This window comes from Bacillus sp. JJ1503 (assembly GCF_036965125.1).
Lineage (GTDB): Bacteria > Bacillota > Bacilli > Bacillales > Cytobacillaceae > Cytobacillus.
Window position 1 is genome coordinate 1 of the sequence record NZ_JBALOZ010000304.1, and the last position, 6,436, is coordinate 6,436.

Sequence of the window (6,436 nt, forward strand, 5' to 3'; positions counted from 1 at the left end):
TGTTATTCAACAATATGGCCCGTTTCTTGAATAAAGTTTATTTTGTACTGTTAAAGATATTGTTAGTTTTCCATCAAAGACTGAAAAAAGTCAGTACTACCTTATTCAACAAACTAACAAGCATAGACTTATAAACATCTTGCATACGTAAAGTGTCCGAAATCCTGAAACCAACAGCTCTCCCATTTTCAAAAATAACCAGATGTAAGTTTAAATATGGCAGCTGCACTGATATTAGCACCTATAGTAATCTAGCTAATTAATTGATTTTGAATTATGTGTTTTACCTGATTGCGGTAAAGCATCCTGTGATATGGGTTGAACCTTTCTTACGGCAGTATTCTTACCGATAATAACGGAAAATACAACTATTACGGCCATTACAAGAGTGAAAAATGTGATAGATTCATCTAGAAATACTGCAGCAAATAGAATCATTAAAAATGGTTGTAAGTATTGAACCTGACTAACTCTTGCTATTCCCCCCATAGCCATTCCGCCATACCAAGCAACATATGCTAAAAATTGACTAACCACTGCGAGATATATAAAACTAACCCAAGCTTGTATTGGGGCATGAAGCATTTCTGTAGTAAGGTTTAGCCCAACTGGAATAATAAAAAATGGCGCACCGATTAAAATGGCCCAAGCAATCACTTGCCAGCTGCCTAATTCTTTTGCTAGTTTCCCACCTTCTGCGTAACTAAGCCCAAGTATAAGCACTGCTGCTAGTAAAGCGAAATCGGCAACTTGTAATTGACCGAATCCAAGGTGAAGTGCATACATAATAACAGCTATAGAGCCAATTGCACTTGAAATCCAGAATTTGAGAGAAGGAATTTCCCTTGCTCTAACCATAGCAAATCCGGCTGTTGCTAATGGTAACAAGGCTAATTCCACTGCTCCATGAGAAACAGGCAAGGATTTCATTGCCCAAGAAGTAAGAAGAGGAAATCCTAAAACTGCACCAGCAGCAACAATAAGTAGACTTTTGAATTGGCGCCCTGAAGGCAGTTTTTCTTTTCGAACAATCAAAACCACTGCTACTAAAATTGAGGCAACAACTGTTCTTCCCAAGCCAACGATCGTAGCCCCAAAATATTCTACTGCAATACTTGTAGAAGGAAGTGTTAAGCTAAAACAAATGACCCCTACTAATCCCAACAATAATCCGAATTTCTCTCTGGATACTCTCTGCATCTTATCCCAACCCCCATCGTTATAATACAATCACGTCTGTACCATTTTCTGATTCTTAAGAAAATAATTCTGTTATAATCAACATAATAAAAGGTGCACAGAAAAAAATAAACCATTCTTTTAGCCATCTGTACCATGACAGTTAAAGGAGGATACATGTATGAGTGCCAAATATATAGAGATAATGGAAGAGATTAAGCATCGGCTAGCAGATAGGATCCTTATTGCAGGAAGTAAACTCCCTTCTGTTCGTCAGCTGTCTGAGCATTTTTCATGCAGCAAAAATACGGTCATTAAAGCATACGAAGAATTAGAAAAAGAGCATTTAATTTATTCTGTTCCTAAAAGTGGTTACTTTGTTGTGAATGAATTTCAAAATGCGATGAATGAAAATGAGGTGATTGACTTCTTGTCTGCTGGTCCAGATAAGAATGTTATGCCTTATCTTGAATTTCAACATTGCATGAATCAAGCAATTGAACAATATAAAGAAGAGCTTTTTACATACTCTGATCAACAAGGATCTTACTCATTACGAGTACAGTTAGTGAAATATTTGCAGAATTTACAAGTGTTCACTAAACCCGAAAGATTAGTCGTTGTATCTGGCTCACAGCAAGCCCTAAACTTATTTGTTTCTATGCCCTTTCCAAATGGAAAAAACAATATTCTAATTGAACAGCCTACTTATTTCGGATTTATTGAGTCCATCAATCTGCACCAAACTACTACGTTGGGAATTGAGTTATCGATGGAAGGAATTGACCTTGATCGTCTTGAATATATTTTTCGAAATAATGATATAAAATTTTTCTATATTGTTCCGAGATTTCACAATCCACTTGGACATTGTTACACGAATAGCGAAAAGAAAAAAATTGTTGAGTTAGCCGAAAAATACGATGTATATATAGTGGAAGATGACTTTCTAGGGGACCTGGATCCAAATGCAAAATCAGATCCTTTATTTTCTTTTGATCCTTCTGGGAGAGTGATTTATATTAAAAGCTTTTCAAAAATTTTTCTTCCAGGGCTAAGGATTGCTACTGTCGTTCTTCCTACAGTAATGATTAACAATTTTTTACGATATAAATTTAGTTCGGATTTTAATAGTTCAGCACTTTCTCAAGGTGCACTAGAAATCTATTTAAAAAGTGGTATGTTTAATAGCCATCTCAAAAAAATTAAAGAAGTATACTCAACTAAAATGCAAATACTTCAAGAAGCATGTGAATTATTGCTGCCGGCTAATACTCAATTTTCTAAACCGACTTCAGGATTCTATCTGTCCATCAGTTTACCTGAGAATGTGAAAGCAAAACAGGTAGTTCATATGCTAAACGAGCAGCATATATATGTAGATGATGCCTCTAGAATGTTTTTACCAGAATATAAAAAGGAAAATCTCCTTCGATTATGCATTTCTCAAGTAAACGAAAGTCAAATAAAACTAGGGGTAGAGCGATTGGCTCATTGTATTGCTTTAATTGACAGTAGAAAGAATCATATAACTCCAAATAACTTTTTACTCCTCTAGTATTGAAACTTTGCAAAAAAGAACATTGAATTTTCAATGGAAATTCAATGTTCTTAGCGTTTGCCTTATAAATCACAATGTGATAAAACGTGATTTTATTATTCCGTTTTTAATATTTCCCTTTGATTCTTAATAAAATGATATCGATCCGTTTTAACAAAATTGCAATCCGGAACGATTGGATTTTTTCTAAGAAGAATCGCGAACTTATTTAGTAACTTAGCTAGATTTGAGCGTTCATTTTCCTCTACCAAAAATTCCAGTCCATACTGAAAAATACCAGGCTTTGCTTCGTGCATCCATACCACGGAACCATACATGCTAATCGTCTCACCTAAAATTTCCGTTTGAAATTCTAAAATTATATCTCGATGAACAGTTAACCTAATATCTGATAAAAACCTGAGGCCCCCTAATCCAATGTCTTCAATCAAAACATTCGTGTTCCCTAGTTCTACTTTTCTTCCGTGAATTCGTATAAGGGTCATAGAGGCAAGTAAAGGAAAATCGAGATTAATTCTAAAATATTCCCGTTTATCTTCAAACTTATCAGTAGTGCCACCGGAAACACTTTCCGAAACTTCAAATTTCCCTATTCTTAATAGGTGAGTAAATTCCTCTGCTGGGACAGGCTTAGAGAATAAATAGCCTTGGATGGTCTCACATTTGAAATTATTTAATATTTGGAGCTGCTCGATATTCTCCACACCTTCAGCAACAACCTCCATTTTGAGGTGCTGTGCTAATTCAATAATGGTCTTCGTAATAAAATTGGAGTTATCTGGATCTGTCTCACTTAAATCCTTAATAAAAGATTGATCAATTTTTAATGTATCTATTCTACCTCTAAAACGTTTTAGGTAGGAGAGTGAGGAATACCCTGTGCCGAAATCATCTAAGGCTATTCTAACTCCTATACTTCTTAATTCATCTAAAGTAGCCAAAACTACCTTTTCATTTTCTAATAAAGATGATTCTGTTATTTCAATTTGTAAGTAATCAGGAGAAAGCTTTGTTTCCTCTAGGATACTAGCGATATTTTCCACTAAGTTTTTATCTAAAAATCGACTGGCAGATAGGTTAATAGAAATAGGAATAGCCGGTAAACCTGCATCTTGCCAAGCTTTATTTTGGGAACATGCTTTATATTTGACCCATTTCCCTATTTCCGCGATTAAACCTGTTTCTTCAGCTAACGGAATGAATTCATCAGGAGATAACAGTCCCCATTCCGGATGATTCCAGCGGATCAGAGCTTCAACACCGACAATTTGATTTGTAAGTGTACAAACCTTCGGCTGGTAATAAAATTCTAGTTGATTTAACTCTATTGCATTTCGAAGGCCCGCCTCCAAATTGAATGTTTTGAAGGTTTGTATGTTCATTGATGAGGTATAGATTTGGTAAGTGTTCTTCCCGCTTTCTTTCGATTTATAAAGAGCAGAATGAGCATACTTCATTAATGACTCTGCATCCTCTCCATCAGTTGGATAAATACTAATCCCGATACTTGTCGTAATAAAAAGCTTATACCCTTCAATAAAAAATGGTTCCTCTAATGATTTGATAATGGTCTCTGAATGCTTGATAATCTGATCTGTATTTTGAATATTAGGTAATAATACGGAAAATTCATCTCCGCCCAGCCTGGCTAGTATGTTCTTATCCCCTAGACAGATTTTTAACCTTTTCGAGATGAGTTTCAGCAGCTCGTCTCCCACAAAATGTCCTAGAGTGTCGTTGATATATTTAAACCGGTCCAAATCGAGAAACATAACAGCCATTTTTTGTTGGAGCGCTTTACTGATAATTAATTCTTTTTCCAGTTTTTCTTGAAAGAATCTTCTGTTTGGCAGTTCGGTTAAAGAATCATGATAAGCTAAGAATTTGTTTAACTCCTCCGATTTTTTACGATCAGTAACATCATGCAGTGTTCCTATAATAGTAGATTGATCATGATAATAGATTCTTTTTGAATGGGCTTCAATATCAATAATCGAACCATCTTTACTAATAATTCTGAAGGTATGATCAATGCCTTTCTTCCCATCGATTAATTGATTAAAAACAGAATTCATTTCTGCTTGGTCTTCTGAGTGAATATACTCCATAACATCTAATGCATTAGATGAAATCGCTGTTCCTAAAAGGTGATGTAGCCGGGGATTTCCATAAATTAATTTTCCATTTTGTATAATATAGACTCCGACAAGAGCTTCCTCTACTAGGCTACGGAATTTTAATTCTGATTCTATTAATTCAATGGCGGTTTCCTTTTCTTCTGTAATATCTTTAGCTATCCCACTAACTCCAACCACTTTACCATTAAATTTTGCAGGGATAAGAGTGAGATTAATTTGAACCTTTCTTCCGGCTTTATGTATAAAAACAGTATCAATATGTTGCACTTCGCCAGAAAGAACCTTATTAAAGCATTTTTTATATATTGGGATTTCATTTATATAGAGAAATTGCTCAATCGAATGTAATATTATTTCGTCATTTTTATAACCCAAGTATTCAGAAAACCCTTCATTTGGCATTACGATAATACCTTTCGTATCTAGAAAAAAAACGGTGTCAGGGTTATGTTCAAATATTGATCGAAAAAATATATCAGAAATCTCTAGATGATTTGTTGAGAGATTCAATGTTTTATTAGTCGATTCCACGCTATATTCTCCTTTCAGTTAAATCAGAAGATCCTTCTACAAACTGATAACTGTTTTTTCCGTTATTCTTTGCTTGATACATAGCTTCATCGGCCATTCTTATTAATGTTGTGGCATCCTTTCCGTTTTGTGGATATAAAGAAATACCAACACTAGATGTGACGTGAATTTCTTTTCCTAGAATGTAGAGAGGTAAATCTAAACTTCCGATGATTCTATCTGCAATTATGCTGCAATCTTGTTTATTAGCTTCAGGTAAAAGTATCGTAAATTCATCTCCCGCTAATCTAGCAAGTATGTCATTCTCTCTGACACAACTCTCTAAAAGCGCACTTACTCTCTTTAAGAGCTCATCGCCGGTATCGTGGCCTAGGGAATCGTTTACCTTTTTAAACCCATCCAAATCAATAAAAAAAACAGCAAAATCATTTTTGTTTTTTTCCGAATCTATTATGAGCTGCTCGAGGTCATCCAAAAAAGCCCTTCGATTGGGCAATCCCGTCAATGTATCTTGATAAGCTAATTTTTTTATCATATTTTCTTGTTTTTTTCGGAAGGTAATATCTCTTGCGATAAATTCCCTTGCAGGCAATCCATCGTATTCAATATTTGTTGAAGTGATTTCTAAATCGATGACTTGGCCGTCTAGTCTTTCAACTCTAATTTGAAAGGTTAATACTCCCTTGTTACGATATTTTGCTTTTTCCATTAGATGATTCCAATCACTGGAACTAGACAAGTAGTTTTTCCAGTTGTGATTAAGTAAATCACCTACACTATTTGCTCCCAGCAATGTAACACCAGCTTTGTTTGTAAAGATGATTTTCCCATTTCGATGGACAAATATGGCCTCTGGAGATAAATCAATCAAATTCCGATAATGCTTCTCTTTTTCTTTGTAGTTAAGAATGATTTTCTTGCCAAGTAAAAAAGCCCATAGAACCGATGTAAGTACTACTAAAGAACTTCCGGTATCTAAAAGGACTTCCCATAAACCGTCCCCTTTTAAATGAAAGAACAGTAATAT

Annotated in this window: 4 protein-coding genes; 1 reads left to right on the forward strand and 3 read right to left on the reverse strand. The window is 34.9% G+C overall.

Translation table 11 applies throughout. From position 1 onward, the window contains the following. Window positions 1–255 precede the first annotated feature (255 nt). Window positions 256–1,200, reverse strand: a complete 945-nt coding sequence (locus tag V7149_RS20800) for a DMT family transporter (protein WP_335347504.1) — start codon at window positions 1,198–1,200, stop codon at window positions 256–258. A 160-nt stretch (window positions 1,201–1,360) separates the two neighbouring features. Here V7149_RS20800 and V7149_RS20805 point away from each other — a divergent pair, with 160 nt between their 5' ends. Continuing rightward, complete coding sequence (locus V7149_RS20805; protein ID WP_335347505.1) at window positions 1,361–2,737, forward strand: PLP-dependent aminotransferase family protein; 1,377 nt, start codon at window positions 1,361–1,363, stop codon at window positions 2,735–2,737. A gap of 98 nt (window positions 2,738–2,835) precedes the next feature. Here V7149_RS20805 and V7149_RS20810 read toward each other — a convergent pair whose 3' ends face one another. Together V7149_RS20810 and V7149_RS20815 are read right to left on the reverse strand one after the other, a co-directional pair. Further along, a complete protein-coding gene (locus V7149_RS20810) occupies window positions 2,836–5,409 on the reverse strand; it encodes an EAL domain-containing protein (RefSeq protein ID WP_335347506.1) in 2,574 nt (857 codons plus the stop codon). Window position 5,410: 1 nt separating this feature from the next. After that, a partial coding sequence (locus V7149_RS20815) for a sensor domain-containing diguanylate cyclase (protein WP_335347507.1) occupies window positions 5,411–6,436 on the reverse strand: 1,026 nt, incomplete at its 5' end.

Coding starts and splice junctions, on each gene's coding strand:
- V7149_RS20800 (WP_335347504.1), bottom strand. CDS start 1,200: ATGCAGAGAGTATCCAGAGAGAAATTCGGATTATTGTTGGGATTAGTA.
- V7149_RS20805 (WP_335347505.1), top strand. CDS start 1,361: ATGAGTGCCAAATATATAGAGATAATGGAAGAGATTAAGCATCGGCTA.